This window comes from Methylobacterium sp. Leaf87, assembly GCF_001422775.1.
Taxonomy (GTDB): Bacteria; Pseudomonadota; Alphaproteobacteria; order Rhizobiales; family Beijerinckiaceae; genus Methylobacterium.
Window position 1 is genome coordinate 166,665 of sequence record NZ_LMMI01000060.1, and the last position, 15,036, is coordinate 181,700.

General features: G+C 71.1%; 10 protein-coding genes. 8 read left to right on the plus strand and 2 right to left on the minus strand.

Annotation, left to right across the window (positions count from 1 at the left end):
- The first annotated feature begins 327 nt into the window (after positions 1-327).
- From ASF22_RS21625 to ASF22_RS21640, 4 genes are all read left to right on the plus strand, one after another.
- Positions 328-1,143 carry an FAD binding domain-containing protein gene (locus tag ASF22_RS21625; RefSeq protein ID WP_056268171.1) on the plus strand — a complete coding sequence of 272 codons (816 nt, stop codon included), beginning with the start codon at positions 328-330 and terminating at the stop codon, positions 1,141-1,143.
- Positions 1,140-3,842, plus strand: coding sequence for a molybdopterin cofactor-binding domain-containing protein (locus ASF22_RS21630; RefSeq protein WP_056268174.1), 2,703 nt, complete (start codon positions 1,140-1,142; stop codon positions 3,840-3,842). The genes ASF22_RS21625 and ASF22_RS21630 overlap by 4 nt, the downstream gene beginning before the upstream one ends.
- Entirely contained in the window at positions 3,839-4,795 is a 957-nt protein-coding gene (locus ASF22_RS21635) for an antibiotic biosynthesis monooxygenase (RefSeq protein ID WP_056268177.1), read from the plus strand. The genes ASF22_RS21630 and ASF22_RS21635 overlap by 4 nt, the downstream gene beginning before the upstream one ends.
- 122 nt (positions 4,796-4,917) lie before the next feature.
- Entirely contained in the window at positions 4,918-5,940 is a 1,023-nt protein-coding gene (locus tag ASF22_RS21640; RefSeq protein WP_156647886.1) for a hypothetical protein, read from the plus strand.
- A gap of 41 nt (positions 5,941-5,981) precedes the next feature.
- Here the strand turns inward: ASF22_RS21640 and ASF22_RS21645 are convergent, their stop codons facing one another.
- Complete coding sequence (locus tag ASF22_RS21645) at positions 5,982-6,938, minus strand: helix-turn-helix domain-containing protein (RefSeq protein ID WP_056176863.1); 957 nt, start codon at positions 6,936-6,938, stop codon at positions 5,982-5,984.
- A gap of 264 nt (positions 6,939-7,202) precedes the next feature.
- Between ASF22_RS21645 and ASF22_RS21650 the strand changes: the two genes are divergently transcribed.
- Positions 7,203-7,532 carry a multidrug efflux SMR transporter gene (locus tag ASF22_RS21650; protein WP_056176867.1) on the plus strand — a complete coding sequence of 110 codons (330 nt, stop codon included), beginning with the start codon at positions 7,203-7,205 and terminating at the stop codon, positions 7,530-7,532.
- A gap of 146 nt (positions 7,533-7,678) precedes the next feature.
- Complete coding sequence (locus tag ASF22_RS21655; protein WP_244474377.1) at positions 7,679-8,947, plus strand: serine hydrolase; 1,269 nt, start codon at positions 7,679-7,681, stop codon at positions 8,945-8,947.
- Positions 8,948-9,102: 155 nt separating this feature from the next.
- Here ASF22_RS21655 and ASF22_RS21660 read toward each other — a convergent pair whose 3' ends face one another.
- Complete coding sequence (locus ASF22_RS21660) at positions 9,103-9,615, minus strand: TetR-like C-terminal domain-containing protein (protein WP_056268289.1); 513 nt, start codon at positions 9,613-9,615, stop codon at positions 9,103-9,105.
- A gap of 391 nt (positions 9,616-10,006) precedes the next feature.
- Between ASF22_RS21660 and ASF22_RS21665 the strand changes: the two genes are divergently transcribed.
- Both ASF22_RS21665 and ASF22_RS21670 read left to right on the plus strand, forming a co-directional pair.
- The gene (locus tag ASF22_RS21665; RefSeq protein WP_056268179.1) at positions 10,007-13,420 is read left to right on the plus strand and encodes an acyl-[ACP]--phospholipid O-acyltransferase; all 3,414 of its coding nucleotides are present in this window, start codon (positions 10,007-10,009) and stop codon (positions 13,418-13,420) included.
- A gap of 76 nt (positions 13,421-13,496) precedes the next feature.
- Positions 13,497-14,897, plus strand: coding sequence for an MFS transporter (locus tag ASF22_RS21670; protein WP_244474378.1), 1,401 nt, complete (start codon positions 13,497-13,499; stop codon positions 14,895-14,897).
- Positions 14,898-15,036: the final 139 nt, after the last annotated feature.

Consider the following 15,036-nt stretch of genomic DNA (forward strand, 5'->3'; position numbering starts at 1 on the left):
TCGTGACGGTCCGATCCCATCGAGGCTCTCTATTCCTCAAGTCGAAATTTTTCGGTCAGATGTTTTCGGTAGATGGGGTCCATATTTACAATTCTCGTCGCGCCGACTGAAGAAATGGCGCCGACGCATATTTTGTTTACCTGATGAACCCAAGAATGAGCCGAACGTCCTCCGGGGCAAAGCCAGGATAACGGCCGTGGGATTTCGGCGCGACGCTCCCGAGGGCGCCGTCGCGACGGGCCGTCCCGCGATCCTCGGTCGAGGGCGATGCGTGGGGGCACGGGGCATCCTGTCGGCCGCCACGATCGATTGGGTTGAGGGTCTACGATGAACATTTCGACCGTCGTCGAAGTCAAGCGGCCGACTTCGTTGAACGAACTCTCGGGCTGGCAAGATGGCTATTCCTGGCTGGCCGGCGGAACCTGGCTGTTCGCCGAGCCGCAGACTGCCGTCGACACGCTCATCGATCTCGAAAGCCTGGGCTGGGCGCCGCTGACCGCGACGGAATCCGGCATCGAGATCGCCGCGACCTGCCGGATCGTCGACCTGCACGGGTTCGAGGGTCCGCCGGCCTGGCGCGCGGTGCCGCTGTTTCGGCAGTGCATCGACTCGTTTCTGATGTCGTTCAAGATCTGGAACGCCGCCACCATCGGGGGCAACGTCTGCATGTCGCTGCCCGCCGGCGCGATGATCTCGCTGACCGCCGCCCTCGAAGGGGTCTGCACCCTGTGGCCGCGCGACGGCGCGCCCCGCACGGTCACGGTGGCCGAGTTCGTGACCGGCAACCACGCGAACGTGCTCGCCAAGGGCGAACTGCTGCGCAGCATCCACCTGCCCGCCGCGGCGCTCGCGAAGCGCACGGCCATGCGCCAGGTCTCGCTCACCCGCTACGGGCGCTCGGCCGCCCTGATCATCGCCACCGTGGGCGACGACGGCGCCGACTTCCTCCTCACCATCACGGCGGCGACCCCGCGGCCGGTGCAGCTGCGCTTCGCCACCCTTCCCTCCGCCGACGACCTGCGCCGCGCCATCGACGCGCGCCTGGCGCCGGACGCCTACTTCCCCGACGTGCACGGATCGGCGCCCTACAAGCGTCACGTCACGCAGTACCTGGCCGAACAGATCCGTACGGAGCTCGCGTGACTCAGTATTCCATCAACGGCCGCGCCTACGCCGCCGAGCCGGCGCCGGGCCAGTGCCTGCGCACCATGCTGCGCGACCTCGAGGTGTTCGGGGTCAAGAAGGGATGCGATTCCGGCGATTGCGGCGCCTGTACGGTGCACATCGACGGCAAGCCGTTCCATTCCTGCCTCGTCCCGGCCTTCCGGGCCGAGGGACGCGAGGTCACCACCATCGAGGGGCTGGCGCCCTGCGGCGAGCGCCATCCGCTGCAGCAGGCGTTCCACGACGCGCAGGGATTCCAGTGCGGCTTCTGCACCGCCGGCATGATCATGACGGCCGTGACCTTCACGGACGCGCAGAAGGCCGACCTGCCGCACGCCCTCAAGGGCAACCTCTGCCGCTGCACCGGCTACCGCTCGATCAAGGACGCCCTGAACGGAGTGTGCAACATCGAGGCGGACGTCGCCGGCAAGGCCCTCGGGGCGAGCCTGCCCAACCCCTTTACCGACACCATCCTGAACGGCACCGCCCGCTACACCATGGACCTCGCCGTCGAGGACCTGCTGCACCTCAAGGTGCTGCGCTCGCCCCACGCCCACGCGCGCCTCGTGTCCATCGACCGCCAGGCGGCGCTCGCCGTGCCGGGCGTCGTCGCCGTCTACACCTGGGAGGACGTGCCCAAACGCCGGTTCAGCTCGGCCCTGCACGAGGACCACCTCGTCGATCCCGACGACATCCTGCTGCTCGACAACGTCGCCCGCTTCGCCGGCCAGCGCATCGCCGCCGTGGTGGCCGAAACGGAGGCCGCCGCCGAGGCCGGCTGCCGGGCCCTGCGGGTGGACTACGAGGTTCTGCCGGCGGTGTTCGACCCCGTCCTGGCCATGCGGCCCGACGCGCCGGTGCTGCACGACAAGGACGGGCTCACCGCGAGCACCAACATCTTCTGCACCCTCCAGGGTGAGATCGGCGATGTGGCCCGGGGATTCGCCGAGGCCGACGCCGTGCACGAGCAGACCTACTCGACCTCGCGCGTCCAGCACGTGCACCTCGAGACGCACGGCTCCATCGCCTGGAAGGGCGAGGACGGGCGCTGGCACGTCCGCACGAGCTCGCAGGGGCCGTTCGCCGTGCGCCAGAAGCTCGCCTACATCATGGGGATCCCGCACCGCGACCTCCACGTGTTCACGGAACGGGTCGGCGGCGGGTTCGGCGGCAAGCAGGAGATGGTCTCGGAGGACCTCGTCCTGTTCGCCACGATGAAGCTCGGCCGCCCGGTCAAGTGGGAATGGACCCGCGAGGAGGAGTTCATCGGCGCGACCACGCGCCACCAGATGACCACCCGGGTGAAGATCGGCGCCCGCAAGGACGGGACCCTGACGGCCCTCGACGTCGCGGTGTTCTCCAACACCGGAGCCTATGGCGGCCACGGCAGCGAGACCCTGGCGGCCGCCATGGCGAGCCCGATAGCGGCCTACCGCTGCGCCAACAAGAAGGGCATCGGCCACGCCGTCTACACGAACATGACGCCGGGCGGCGGCTTTCGCGGCTACGGCGCCTCGCAGACCACCTTCGCGGTGGAATGCGCCATCGACGCCCTGGCCCGGCAACTCGGCATCGATCCCTTCACCATGCGGCGCCGGAACGTGGTGCAGCCGGGCGATAACATCGAATCCATCTGGAAGGAGCCGAGCGACGCCAGCTTCGGCAGCCACGGCATCGTCGAGTGCCTCGACATCGTCGAGCGCGAACTCGCCAAGGGCAATGGGGTCGCCAAGCCCGAGGGGGCGGACTGGGAAGAGGGCCGGGGCGTGGCGCTCGCCATGCTCGAATGCGGACCGCCGACCGAGCACCGCTCGGGCGCCGAACTCCACCTCAAGGCCGACGGCACCTACTTCCTCGCCTGCGGCTCGACGGAGATGGGCAACGGCATCACCACGGCGCACAAGCAGATCGCCGCCGCGATCCTGGGGACCCGCGCCGACGATGTCGGCATCATCAACGCCGACACCGACCGCACCCCCTACGACACCGGCACCTTCGCCAGCACCGGCGTCGTGGTCGGCGGCAAGGCGGTCCACCTCACGGCCGAGGCCATGGTCGAGGACATCCTGGACTTCGCCAGCAGGCACACGGGGGTGCCCCTGGAGCAGTGCCGCCTCGACGCCGACGGGGTCGTCTGCGGCAACCAGCGCATCACCCTGGTGGATCTGCACGCGGCGGGCACGAAGGTCGACCACCGCTTCACCGTGAGCCGCCGGGCCTACCTCTCGCCCCGGACCATCGCGTTCAACGTGCAGGGCGTGCGCCTCGCCGTGCACCGCGTCACCGGCGAGATCCGGGTGCTGCACAGCGTCCATGCCGCCGATATCGGCCTGCCGATCAACCCGATGCAGTGCCGGGGCCAGCTCGATGGCGCCGTCTCCATGGGGTACGGCTGGGCGTTGGTAGAGAACATGGTCCACGACGACGAGGGCCGGATGGTCAACGCGCAGCTGCGCAACTGCCGCATCCCGACCTTCGCCGACACCCCGCGCACGGACATCTTCTTCGCCGACACCACGGACCGGATCGGCCCCCTCGGGGCGAAATCGCAAGGGGAGTGCGGCATCAACCCCGTGGCCCCGGCGGTCTCGAACGCGCTGGCCGACGCCACCGGCGTCCGCTTCGCCCACCTGCCGTTCACGCCCGACCGCCTGTTCACGCAGCTCGCCGCCCGATGAGCGACGCGGCCCACAGCGTCAGCATCGTGACGCAGACCTCCGTCCGGCCCGAGAGCGCCGAGGCGTTCGCCCAGTGGCAGGGCGGCACCAGCGCGGTGATCTCGGGGTTTCCCGGCTTCATCGAACAGCGCCTGATGCCGCCCCACCCCCCGCTCCAGGTGGATTGGGTGATCCTGCAGCGCTTCGGCAGCCTCGCCGACGCCAAGGGCTGGCTCGCCTCGCCCGAGCGGCAGGCCCGCATCGTCGGCGCCTCTCCGATGCTGGTGGGGCGCGACGATGTCCACATCGTCACGGACGACGCCAGCGCGGCCCGCACCGCGCCGGCCTCGGCGGTCATCAGCACCCGGGTGAAGCCCGGGATGGAGGCCGCCTACCGCAAGTGGGAGCAGAAGGTCGCCGCCGCGCAGTCGAAGGCCGCCGGCCTGCAGGGCTATCGCTTCGAGCCGGCGGTGCCGGGCGTGCAGGAGGATTACGTCGCGATCCTGCGCTTCGACAGCGATGCCAACCTGAGGGCCTGGCTCGACTCGCCCCAGCGCCGGGAACTGATCGAGGAGGCGGTTCCGCTGACGGCGGAATTCCACACCCGGACGGTGCAGAGCGGGTTCGAGCAGTGGTTCCGCGACGCCACGCCGGAGGGCGCCCCGCCGCCCGCCGCTTGGAAGATGAACATGATCGTCCTCCTGACGCTCTATCCCACGGTGTTCCTGTGGGGTCTGTTCGTCGGAACGCCGTTCCTCGGCCGCGTGCTGAACCTCGATTTCCCCGTCGCCCTGTTCATCGGCAACGTCTTCAGCGTGCTGGTGACGGCGCGGCTGGTGCCCTGGACCGCCAACCGGCTCGGCTGGTGGCTGTCGCCGCCGCCGGAGCGGCGCGCCGACACCGACCGCCGGGGCGCGGCCCTGCTGATCGCCGCCTACGCGATCATGATCCTGGTGTTCTGGAAGGTTCTCTGAGCCGCCCTCAGAGGTGACCGTGTTCACACATCGGGCAGGCAGCGCGGGTCACCTGGTCTCTCGGCGTTTCGCCGGTTCGACCGAACTGACCCGTCGCGAAGACACGTTTGGGAAACTCGCACATGCTCGCGTTCGCGCCTCGCGCCGGCCGCCCGGTCCTGACGGCCCTCGGCTTCTCGGCGGCCCTCCTCGTCGCGGACGCCACCGGGGCGCACCCCATCGGGGCCGCCCGCGCGGCCGAGCCCCTAGCGGCAGCCACTGCGCTCGTCGCGCCGCCGTCCCCGCCGGGGTTCTTCAGCTTCTCCGACACCATCGTCAGCTACCGCTTCCAGGCGCCCTCGGCGGAGCCCGGCATCGGCGTGCAGCGCCCCGACGGCACGCCGACGGGCCGGCGGGAGCCCCGCGAGATCCCGAAGAACGTCGTCAACCTGTTCCATACCAACGCGTGGACCTACGGCACCAACCTCGTGTCCCTCGATCTCCTGCGCTCGGGCTCGCAGGACCCGGCCGGCAACGCCTTCGGCAGTTTCCCGGACATCGGCGCGACGGAACTGTACCTCATCTACCGGGGCACCCTGAGCCCGAACCGGATCTTCGACACCGACGTGTTCGCCATTCCGGGCCTCGTCAAGGATATCGGCCTCGCCTTCGGCGTCGACGCCAACGCCAAGAACACCACCTTCAACTCGCAGAAGCGCGCCGGCACCTTCGGCCTCAACTTCGCCTTCGACGTGCCGGCCGGATTCCTCAACCTGAAGGTCCAGGGCTACAAGGAATTCGCCCATAACGGCTTCGCCGCCGGCCGCTTCCGCAGCGTCGAGTTCCAGATGACGCCCGAGTTCGAGCTCACCTACGCGATTCCCCTGCCGTTCACGGGCCTGCCCCTCTCGCTCTCGGGCTTCAACACCATCATCCTGCCCAAGGGCCGCTACGGCCGCACCAACGAGTACGAGACGCAGCTCGAATTCGTATCGCAGACCAATCTGGTCCTCGATGTCGGGCAGCTCGCGGGCGGCCCGGCCCACCGGCTCGAAGTGTTCGCCGGGTTCCAGTACTGGCACAACAAGTTCGGCGCCGACCCCCGGCGGACCGTCAACACCGAGGAGAAGGCCCTGATCGCGGGCGTCTCCTACCACCTCCCGTAGTAGAGGCAGCCCGCCGTAGAGACGGTCCGGGCGCCTCCGCCTCAGCTCCGTCCGGCGCGCAGGTCGCCGGGGGCGAGGCCGAAGCGCCGGCGGAACGCGCGATTGAAGGTCGGCACGTCGGCAAAGCCGCACGCATACGCGATGGTGGCGATCTTCAGCCCGTCGTAGCGCGACGCGGCGAGGCGGTGGTGCGCCAGGGCGAGGCGCGCCTCCCGGATGGCCGCCGCGATGCCGTCGGTCTCCGAGAACGCCCGGTAGAGATGGGCGCGGGACACGCCCAGCACCGCCTGGATCTCGTCGGGGCCGAGGGCCGGGTCGTGCAGCCGGCGCTCGATATGGGCGCGGGCGAGGGAAACCACCGCCGCGTGCGAGACGGGCACGGTCGACCGGTCGGCCGGGGCGCGGGGGAGGCCGCGCAGCATGTGGAGCACGCCCTCGACGGCGACCTGCGCCTCGCCCTCGGTCATCCACGCGACGGAGCGGGCGAAGCTGCGAAAGCATGCCTCGAACGCCGCGTTGGCGGGTTCGCCCGCGATGCAGAGGCCGGCGAAGCGGTCGACGTCGCCGATCCAGGCCTCGAAGGTCCGGCGCGGCACCGCGAGGCGGATCTCCTCGTAATCGGTCTGGGTGCCGGCGAGGAGGGGACGGCCGCGCGACAGGAAGCTGATGCCGCCGGTCGCGATCCGGGCGCCGCGATCGAGCTGCTCCTGATACCCGATCCCCTCGAGGGCGAGGCCGATCACCACCATCTCGGGGGCACTTCGATCGACATGGCGCGACCCGACCTTCAGGCTCACCGGACTGCTCACCGTATGGGTGAGGGCCCAGTCCGCGGTGCCCACACCGAGGCGCCGGGCCCGGAACGGCCCGCGCGGCTGCACGCGGGAGACGTCGCCGAAGGGCGCCAGGGCGGTGGAGCGCCAGAAATCGAAGGCCCATTTCGATTCGACGTGATCCGTCGTTTCGACCACGCTGGGGACGATCGCCAGTCGAGACACGTTGCAAGCTCCGGTGTCCCGCCGCCGGCCGATCGCGGGTGTTCGGGATGGGATCGCGTAGCACACATTACGCCGTGCGATTTCATCCGGGCGATTTCATCCGGTCGCGAGAGGGGACGACGGTCCCGGCGGCATCGGGCGGTGCGCGGAGCGGGGTTCGTGCGCCGCGCCCACACGGGACATTAACGGCCCCGGTGGTCTTAATCCGGGCGCACGCGACATCCGGCGCTCCGTCGGCCGACCGCGTCCACGGACGCCCCAGGCATGAACCCCTACCTGCTCCTCGCCTTCGCGATCACCGCCGAAGTCACCGCGACCCTCGCCCTGAAGGCCGCCGACGGGCTGACCCGCCCGGTGCCGACGATCATCACGGTGCTGGGCTACGGCACCGCCTTCTGGCTGATGTCGCACAGCATGAACATGCTGCCGATCGGCGTGGTCTACGCGATCTGGGCCGGGGTCGGCATGGTCGGCGCGGCCCTCGGCGGCGCGCTCCTGTTCGGCGAACCGATCACCCTCCCGATGATGGTCGGCATCGGCGTGATCGCCGTCGGCGTCACGATCCTGGCCTCGGGCCAGACCGCACCCCACTGACGAGGGTTCGCAGGAGCCGCCACCGGTTCTGCGCCGAGACCCTGCGTCGTGAGCCTGCGCCGGACCCGGGACCCGAGCGGGTCCGTCGTGGTACCGCCCGTCCGCATCGATAGCGCAGGGGTAGATGCGGCGGGATTCCTCTCCTGGTGATCCTTGGCCTCGTGATCCTCCCCTTTGCGCTCCTTCCCTTCGCGCTTCTCGCCATCGAAAAGGGTTGCCTTCAGGTGTCTGCGAAACCCGGCCCGCGCGCGCGGCTCCGCCCCCGGCTCGTCGGCGCGGCCCTCGCCCTCGGCCTCCTCGCCGGGGCGGCCTGGGCGGCGACCGCGCTCCTCGCCGTGCCGAACCCCGTCACCCTGGCGGCCCTGGCCGTCGTCGAGCCCTCCGCCGTGGGGACCTGGTTCGCGAGCCGGCCGGTGGCGGCGTCGGCAACACCGCGCATCCTGACGGTGCAGCCCCGCCCGCTGCCCGACCGGGTCCCTTGGAAGGGCGCCCTCGTGCCGATCGCCACCGTGCTGGAGGCGACGCGGACCAACGCGTTCCTGGTGTCCCAGAACGGCGTCCTCGTCCACGAATGGTACCGGCCGGGCTTCGAGGCGGCGACGCTGTTCCCGTCCTGGTCCGTGGCGAAGTCCGTGGTGTCGCTGCTCGTCGGGCAGGCCATCGCGGGCGGCCGCCTCAAGGAGACCGACCCCGTCTCGACCCTGCTGCCCGACCTGCACGGGGTGCCGGTCTTCGGCCGCATCACGGTCCGCGACCTCCTCGACATGACGAGCGGCCTCGCGGTGCCGGAGAACTACGACCCCTGGAACCCCCTCGTCGGCACCGCCGGGATGTACCTCACCCGCGACCTGCCGGCCTTCGTCCGCGCGCATGCCGCCCTGACCTCGAAGCCCGGCAGCAAGGGCGAGTACCGCAGCATCGACACGGAGGTGCTCGGCCTGATCCTCGCCCGGGTGCACGGCAAGCCGCTGGCCGACATCCTGTCGGAGCAGATCTGGACACCCATGGGGGCGGGGGCCGACGCCACCTGGAACCTCGACGCGCAGGGCGGGACCGAGAAGGCGTTCTGCTGCCTCAACGCCGTCGCCCGCGACTTCGTCCGCCTGGGGCTGATGGTGGCCGATCGCGGCCGGGTCGGCGCGGTCGACGTCGTTCCGCCGCACTGGATCGAGCGGATCGAGACGCCGGCGCGGCGGGCCGTCGACGGCTGGCCCTACTCGGCCCAGTGGTGGCACGTGCCGGCCGGCGACGACGACATCTCGGCCATCGGGGTCTACGGCCAGTACATCTACATCAACCGCGACACCGGAACGGTGATCGTCAAGCTCAGCGACCATGGCGCCGAGCAGGACGAGGCCGACACCCTCGCGGCGATGCTGTCCCTCGCCCGCGGCCTCGCCCCGCCGCACCGGTGACGCGCGCCCGCGCCTTCCCCTTGGCCGCCGGGCTCACGGGTCTGCCCGCCGACTCGTTCAGGGGCCGCGCCCGGCCGGCGTGGACCATCACGGCGCTCCCGCTCCACGCGGGCAGGGCGATCGTATCCGAATCGCCGCTATCCCAGCAATCGCCGCTATCCGAGGAACCGGCGCACGAGGAGCCGGGCGAGGTCGCGCGGGGGTTCGGGGGTCAGCACCGCGAGCTTGCGCGAGGTCGAGAGGGACGCGAGGCCGTGCAGGCCGGCCCACAGGGTCGCCACCGCCTGCCGGCGCTCTTCCTCCTCCGGGATCATCGGCTGCAGCACCCGGTCGACGAGGTCGGTGGTGCGCGCCAGGGCTTGGGCGTACCAGTCGGGAAACGCCGAGTCCGGCGCCAGGCTGTGCTCGAACACCAGACTCCACACCTGCGGGTCCGCCTGCACGAAGGCCAGGTAGGCATCCGCCAGGGCCACCGCGTTGTCGCGCGGCGGCGCATCAGGCGAGATCGCCGTCACCAGGGCATCGTGCAGGCGCTCCAGGGTGCGGGCGTTGACCCGCATCACCACCGTGTCGAGATCGCCCACCGCGTTGTAGATCGAGTTCGGGGCGTAGCCGATCACTGCCGCGAGGCGGCGCATGCCGAGGCCGCGCAGCCCCTCCTGGCGCACCAGCCCCTCGGCGGCCTTGGTGACGAGGCTCTGGAACTCCTCCCGGTTGTGGTCGCCGCGCGGCCCCGTTCCGCGTCGTACCGTCTTGGCCAAGCCCCTGCGCTCCCCGTGTCTGTGTTGGACCCACAAAGGTTAGTCTGGCACAGAACGCCCGCTCAACCGTCGGGTTCAGGGCGGGAGCCGGCAAGGATCGGTGCGTTTTGTAAGGGCTTCCCCCTCAAGACGTACGTCCGCGTCTCGCCCGTGCGCCGGCGCACGGGCGAGACGCGGACGGTCACGGAGCGGATTGCGCGCCCCGATTTTTTGAACGACGTTCAATAAGCACGGGTCGTGGCGGGATTTGACGCTTCGCCGACCGCCGGGCAGTCATGGTGCCGCCAAGGAGACACCCATGTTCCGTACGTTGATGACCACGCGCCGGTTCGCGCCACTGTTCTGGTGCCAGTTCTTCTCGGCCTTCAACGACAATTTCCTCAAGAACGCCCTCGTGTTCCTGATCCTGTTCAAGGTCGGCGGCACCGGCGAGGGCTCGGGCATGCTCGTCACCCTGGCGGGCGCGGTGTTCATCGGGCCGTTCTTCATCCTGTCGGGGCTCGGCGGCGAGATGGCCGACCGCTACGACAAGGCGCTCATCGCCAAGCGGCTGAAATTCGCCGAGATCTTCGGCGCCGCCGCCGCCGCCGCGGGGTTCTGGCTGCATTCGGTGCCGGTGCTGTTCGTGGCGCTCGGCCTGTTCGGTACCATCGCGGCCCTGTTCGGCCCGATCAAGTACGGCATCCTGCCCGACCACCTGAAGCGCGAGGAGCTCACCGCCGGCAACGCGCTCGTGGAGGCCGCGACCTTCCTCGCCATCCTGCTCGGCACCATCGTGGCCGGCCTCGCCACCGCCATGGGCGGCGACGCCCTCGCGTTCAGCGCCCTCATCATGGTGTTCGCGGTCCTGTGCTGGCTCTCGGCCCGGGCGATCCCCGCCACGGGCGAGGCGGCGCCGGGCCTGCGGGTCGATCCCAACGTGGCGCGCTCCACCGCCGCCCTCCTGCGCGACCTCTGGCGCGACACGCGGATGTGGCGCGGCGCCGTCATCGTCAGCTGGTTCTGGCTCGTCGGCGCCGTGATCCTGGCCCTGCTGCCGGTGCTCGTGCGGACCAGCCTCAACGGCTCCGAGACCGTGGTGACCCTGCTGCTCGCCGTGTTCTCGGTGGGCATCGCGGTGGGCTCCGGCCTCGCCTCGTGGCTGGCGAGCGGGCGCATCGTACTGCTGCCGACCCCCATCGGCGCCCTGCTCATGGGCGTGTTCGCCCTCGATCTGGCCTGGACCGTCGCCCATCTGCCTCCCATCTCGGGCGCTGTCCTGGGTGCAAGCGACTTCCTCGCCACGGGCACGGGCCTGCGCATCACGGTCGCGTTCGCCGGGCTCGCGGTGGCGGGCGGCCTCTACATCGTGCCGTCCTTCGCCGCCGTGCAGGCCTGGACCGACAAGGACCGGCGCGCCCGGGTCATCGGCGCCGTGAACGTGCTCACCGCCGCCTTCATGGTGGCGGGCGCGCTCGGCCTCGCCGCCCTGCAGGGGGCCGGCTGGTCCATGGCCGCCCTCCTCACCCTCATCGGCGTGCTCAACCTCGTGGCCGGCGTGGTGATCCTCCTCGTCCTGCCCACGAGCCCGTTCCGCGACTTCCTCTCCATCGTGTTCCGGGCGTTCTACCGCCTGGAGGTGCGCGGCCTCGACAACGTCGACAAGGCCGGCCCCAACGCGATCATCGCCCTCAATCACGTCTCGTTCCTCGATGCGCCGCTGGCCCTCTCACTCCTCGACCGGGAGCCGGTCTTCGCCGTCGATCACGGCATCGCCCAGCGCTGGTGGGTGAAGCCGTTCCTCGCCATGACCAAGGCGATGCCCCTCGACCCGACCCGGCCGCTCGCCACCCGCACCCTGATCAAGGCCGTGCGCGACGGCGAGACCCTGATCATCTTCCCCGAGGGCCGGCTCACGGTCACGGGCAGCCTGATGAAGGTCTACGACGGCGCCGGCCTCATCGCCGACAAGTCCGACGCCATGGTGGTGCCGGTGAAGATCGAGGGACTGGAGAAGACCGCGTTCTCGCGCCTGTCGAAGGATCAGGTGAAGCGCCGCTGGTGGCCGAAGGTCACCGTGACGATCCTGGCCCCGGTCAAGCTCGCCATCGACCCGGACCTGAAGGGCAAGCACCGCCGCCGGGCGGCGGGCGCCGCCCTCTACGACGTGATGTCGGACCTCGTGTTCGAGACCGCCGACATCGACCGCAACGTCATGAGCGCCCTCATCCAGGCCGGCAACGACCACGGCTGGCGCCGCAACGCCCTCGAAGACCCGGTCACCGGCAAGCTCAGCTACGCCCGCCTGGTGATGGGCGCCAACATCCTCGGCCGCAAGCTCATGCCGCTCGCCCCCGAGGGCAGGCCCATCGGGCTGATGCTGCCCAACGCCAACGGCGCGGCGGTGACGTTCTTCGCGCTCGCCAGCGCCGGCCGGGTGCCGGCGATGATCAACTTCTCCGCCGGCCCCGCCAACGTGCTGTCGGCGTGCCGGGCGGCGCAAGTCGAGACGATCCTGACCTCCCGCGCCTTCATCGAGAAGGGCCGCCTCGGCCCCCTCGTCGAGGCGATCCAGGGCTCCGTGAAGCTCGTCTACCTCGAGGACGTGCGCGCCACCGTGACCACGGGCGACAAGATCCGGGGCTTCCTCGCCCCTCGCAAGCCCCTGGTGGCCCGCCGCGGCGACGACCCGGCCGCGATCCTGTTCACGTCGGGCTCGGAGGGCGCGCCTAAGGGCGTGGTGCTGGCCCATCGCTGCATGCTCGCCAACACCGCCCAGGTGGCCGCCCGCATCGATTTCGGGCCGACCGACAAGGTGTTCAACGTGCTGCCGGTGTTCCACGCCTTCGGCCTCACGGCGGGCCTGATCCTGCCCCTCGTCTCCGGGGTCCCGGTCTACCTCTACCCCTCGCCGCTGCATTACCGGATCGTGCCGGAACTCGTGTACGGCTCGAACGCCACGGTCCTGTTCGGCACCGACACCTTCCTCACGGGCTACGCCCGGATGGCCCATTCGTACGACCTGCGCTCCTTGCGCTACATCGTGGCCGGCGCCGAGCCGGTGAAGCAGACGACCCGCAAGACCTATTCCGAAAAATTCGGCCTGCGCATCCTGGAGGGCTACGGCGTCACGGAATGCGGGCCGGTGGTGGCCCTCAACACGCCGATGTTCAACCTCTTCGGCTCCGTCGGCCGCCTGCTGCCCGGCATCCAGTATCGCCTGGAGCCGGTCCCCGGCATCGACGAGGGCGGACGCCTCCACGTGAAGGGGCCGAACATCATGCTCGGCTACCTGCGGGCGGAGAAACCCGGCGTGCTGGAGGCCCCCGTGGACGGCTGGCACGACACCGGCGACATCGTTGCCATCGACGCCATGGGCTTCGTCACCATCAAGGGCCGGGCCAAGCGCTTCGCCAAGATCGGCGGCGAGATGGTGTCGCTCGCCGCCGTCGAGTCCCTCGCCGCCGAGCTCTGGCCCGACACGCCCAGCGCCGTCGCCGCCGTGCCGGATGCCCGCAAGGGCGAGCGCCTGATCCTGTTCACCGAGCAGGCGGACGCCACGCGCGCCGCCTACCTCACCTACGCCAAGTCCCGGGGCGCCACGGAGATCGCGATCCCCGCCGAGGTGGTGGTCGGCAAGGTGCCGATGCTCGGCACCGGCAAGGTCGACGCGGTGAGCGTGAGCCGGATGGCCCGCGAGCGCGCGGGCAGCGACGCCACCGCGGCGGCCTGAGGCCGTCGTCGCCGGTTCGGGCCCCTCGTACGGGCCGGAACCGGCGCCCCCCAGGAGCCCCCCCCGGAGCCGCCCGTTGAGCCAAGCCCACGTCGACACCGTCGTGCCCGATGCGGGCCGGCGCGTTCCCACGGGCGAATCCGTCGCCACGGTGGCCCAGCGCCTCGACGGCCTGCCGCTCACCCGGCTCCACGGGGCGATCCTCGCCGTCTGCACCTTCGGCCTGTTCACGGACATCGCCGAAGTCGCCCTGAGCAACGCGCTCGCGGCGATCTTCAGCGCGCCGCCCCACGACATGCCGCGCGGCGGCCTCGCCCTGCTCCTGGCTTCCGTCTTCGCCGGCGGGGCGGTGGGCGCGCCCGTGTTCGGCCTGCTCGGCGACCGGATCGGGCGTCGGCGCGCCCTCCAGGCCTCGCTCGCGCTGATGGCCGTGGGATCGCTCGCCGCCGCCCTCAGCCCCGGCCCCGCGTCGCTCACCCTGGCGCGCGCCCTGTCGGGCTTCGCCATCGGCGGCTTCCCGCCCCTCGCCGCCACCTACCTCACCGACGTGATGCCGCCGCGCCGGCGCGGGGCGATGCTGCTGGTCTGCACCGGCCTCGGTTCCCTCGGCGGTGCCGCCGTCCTCGGGCTGGTCTACGCCCTGGCGCCGGAGCCTCCCCTCGGCGTCGAGCCCTGGCGGTGGGCGCTCGGCCTCGGCGCGGTCCTGGCGCTCCTCGGGGCCGGGCTGTTCGGGCTGATGCCGGAATCGCCGCGCTGGCTCGCCCTGGTCGGCCGCAGGGCGGAGGCCGACCACGCCTGCCGGCGCTTCGAGCGCGCGGCCCGGATCACGCCGCCGCCCGTGGCGGACGGGACCGGACCGGCACCGGCGCCCCCCGTGCGGGCGGGGTTCGCCGCGCTCCTGGCCGACCCCGGCCACCGGCGCAGGACCGGCCGGTTCCTGGCCCTCTACGCCATCGCCCCCTGGGCGACCCTGGGGTTTCCCCTGCTCAGTACGGTGGTGATGCTGCAGAAGGGGTTCCGGATCCACGAATCCCTCGTCTTCGGTGCCCTGTCGCTCCTGGGGCCGCCCCTCGGCACCACCCTCACGGCCCTCGTCGTCGACCGCCTGGAGCGGCGCGCCTGCCTCGTCGCCCTGGCGGCCGCCATGGCGGCCTTCGGCACGGTCTTCGCCGGGGCGAGCACCTTCCCGGTCCTGGTGGGGGCCGGCATCGCGTTCAACACCGCCGCGTCGATCTACGGCGGCATCCTGGCGATCTACGCGACGGAACTCCTGCCGACGCCCGTGCGGGCCACGGCCCTCGCCTGTGCCTGGGCCGCGGGGCGGGTCTCGGCCGCCCTGGCGCCCATCGTCCTGCTGCCGATCCTGGCGGCCTTCGGGGCCCACGCCATGTTCGGCGCGATCACCGTCGCCCTGGCGCTCAGCGGCCTGCTGCTGCTGCGCGGGCCGGGTGGCCTGTCCGGCCGGGCGGTGACCTGAGCGGGCCGAAGCGCCGGCGCAAACCCACCGTGTTCGGCGCGACCCCGCCGCGTCCGGCGGGGCCTCGGGGATTCACCAGCCGTTGGCGTCTTTGCCCTAAGGGTCGATCCGGTGACGCGTCGCGCGGCCGGTTGGGAGA

Excerpts from the sequence above, each read along its gene's own strand:
- ASF22_RS21665 (WP_056268179.1), top strand. The coding sequence starts at position 10,007 with ATGTTCCGTACGTTGATGACCACGCGCCGGTTCGCGCCACTGTTCTGG.
- ASF22_RS21640 (WP_156647886.1), top strand. The coding sequence starts at position 4,918 with ATGCTCGCGTTCGCGCCTCGCGCCGGCCGCCCGGTCCTGACGGCCCTC.
- ASF22_RS21635 (WP_056268177.1), top strand. The coding sequence starts at position 3,839 with ATGAGCGACGCGGCCCACAGCGTCAGCATCGTGACGCAGACCTCCGTC.
- ASF22_RS21625 (WP_056268171.1), top strand. The coding sequence starts at position 328 with ATGAACATTTCGACCGTCGTCGAAGTCAAGCGGCCGACTTCGTTGAAC.
- ASF22_RS21650 (WP_056176867.1), top strand. The coding sequence starts at position 7,203 with ATGAACCCCTACCTGCTCCTCGCCTTCGCGATCACCGCCGAAGTCACC.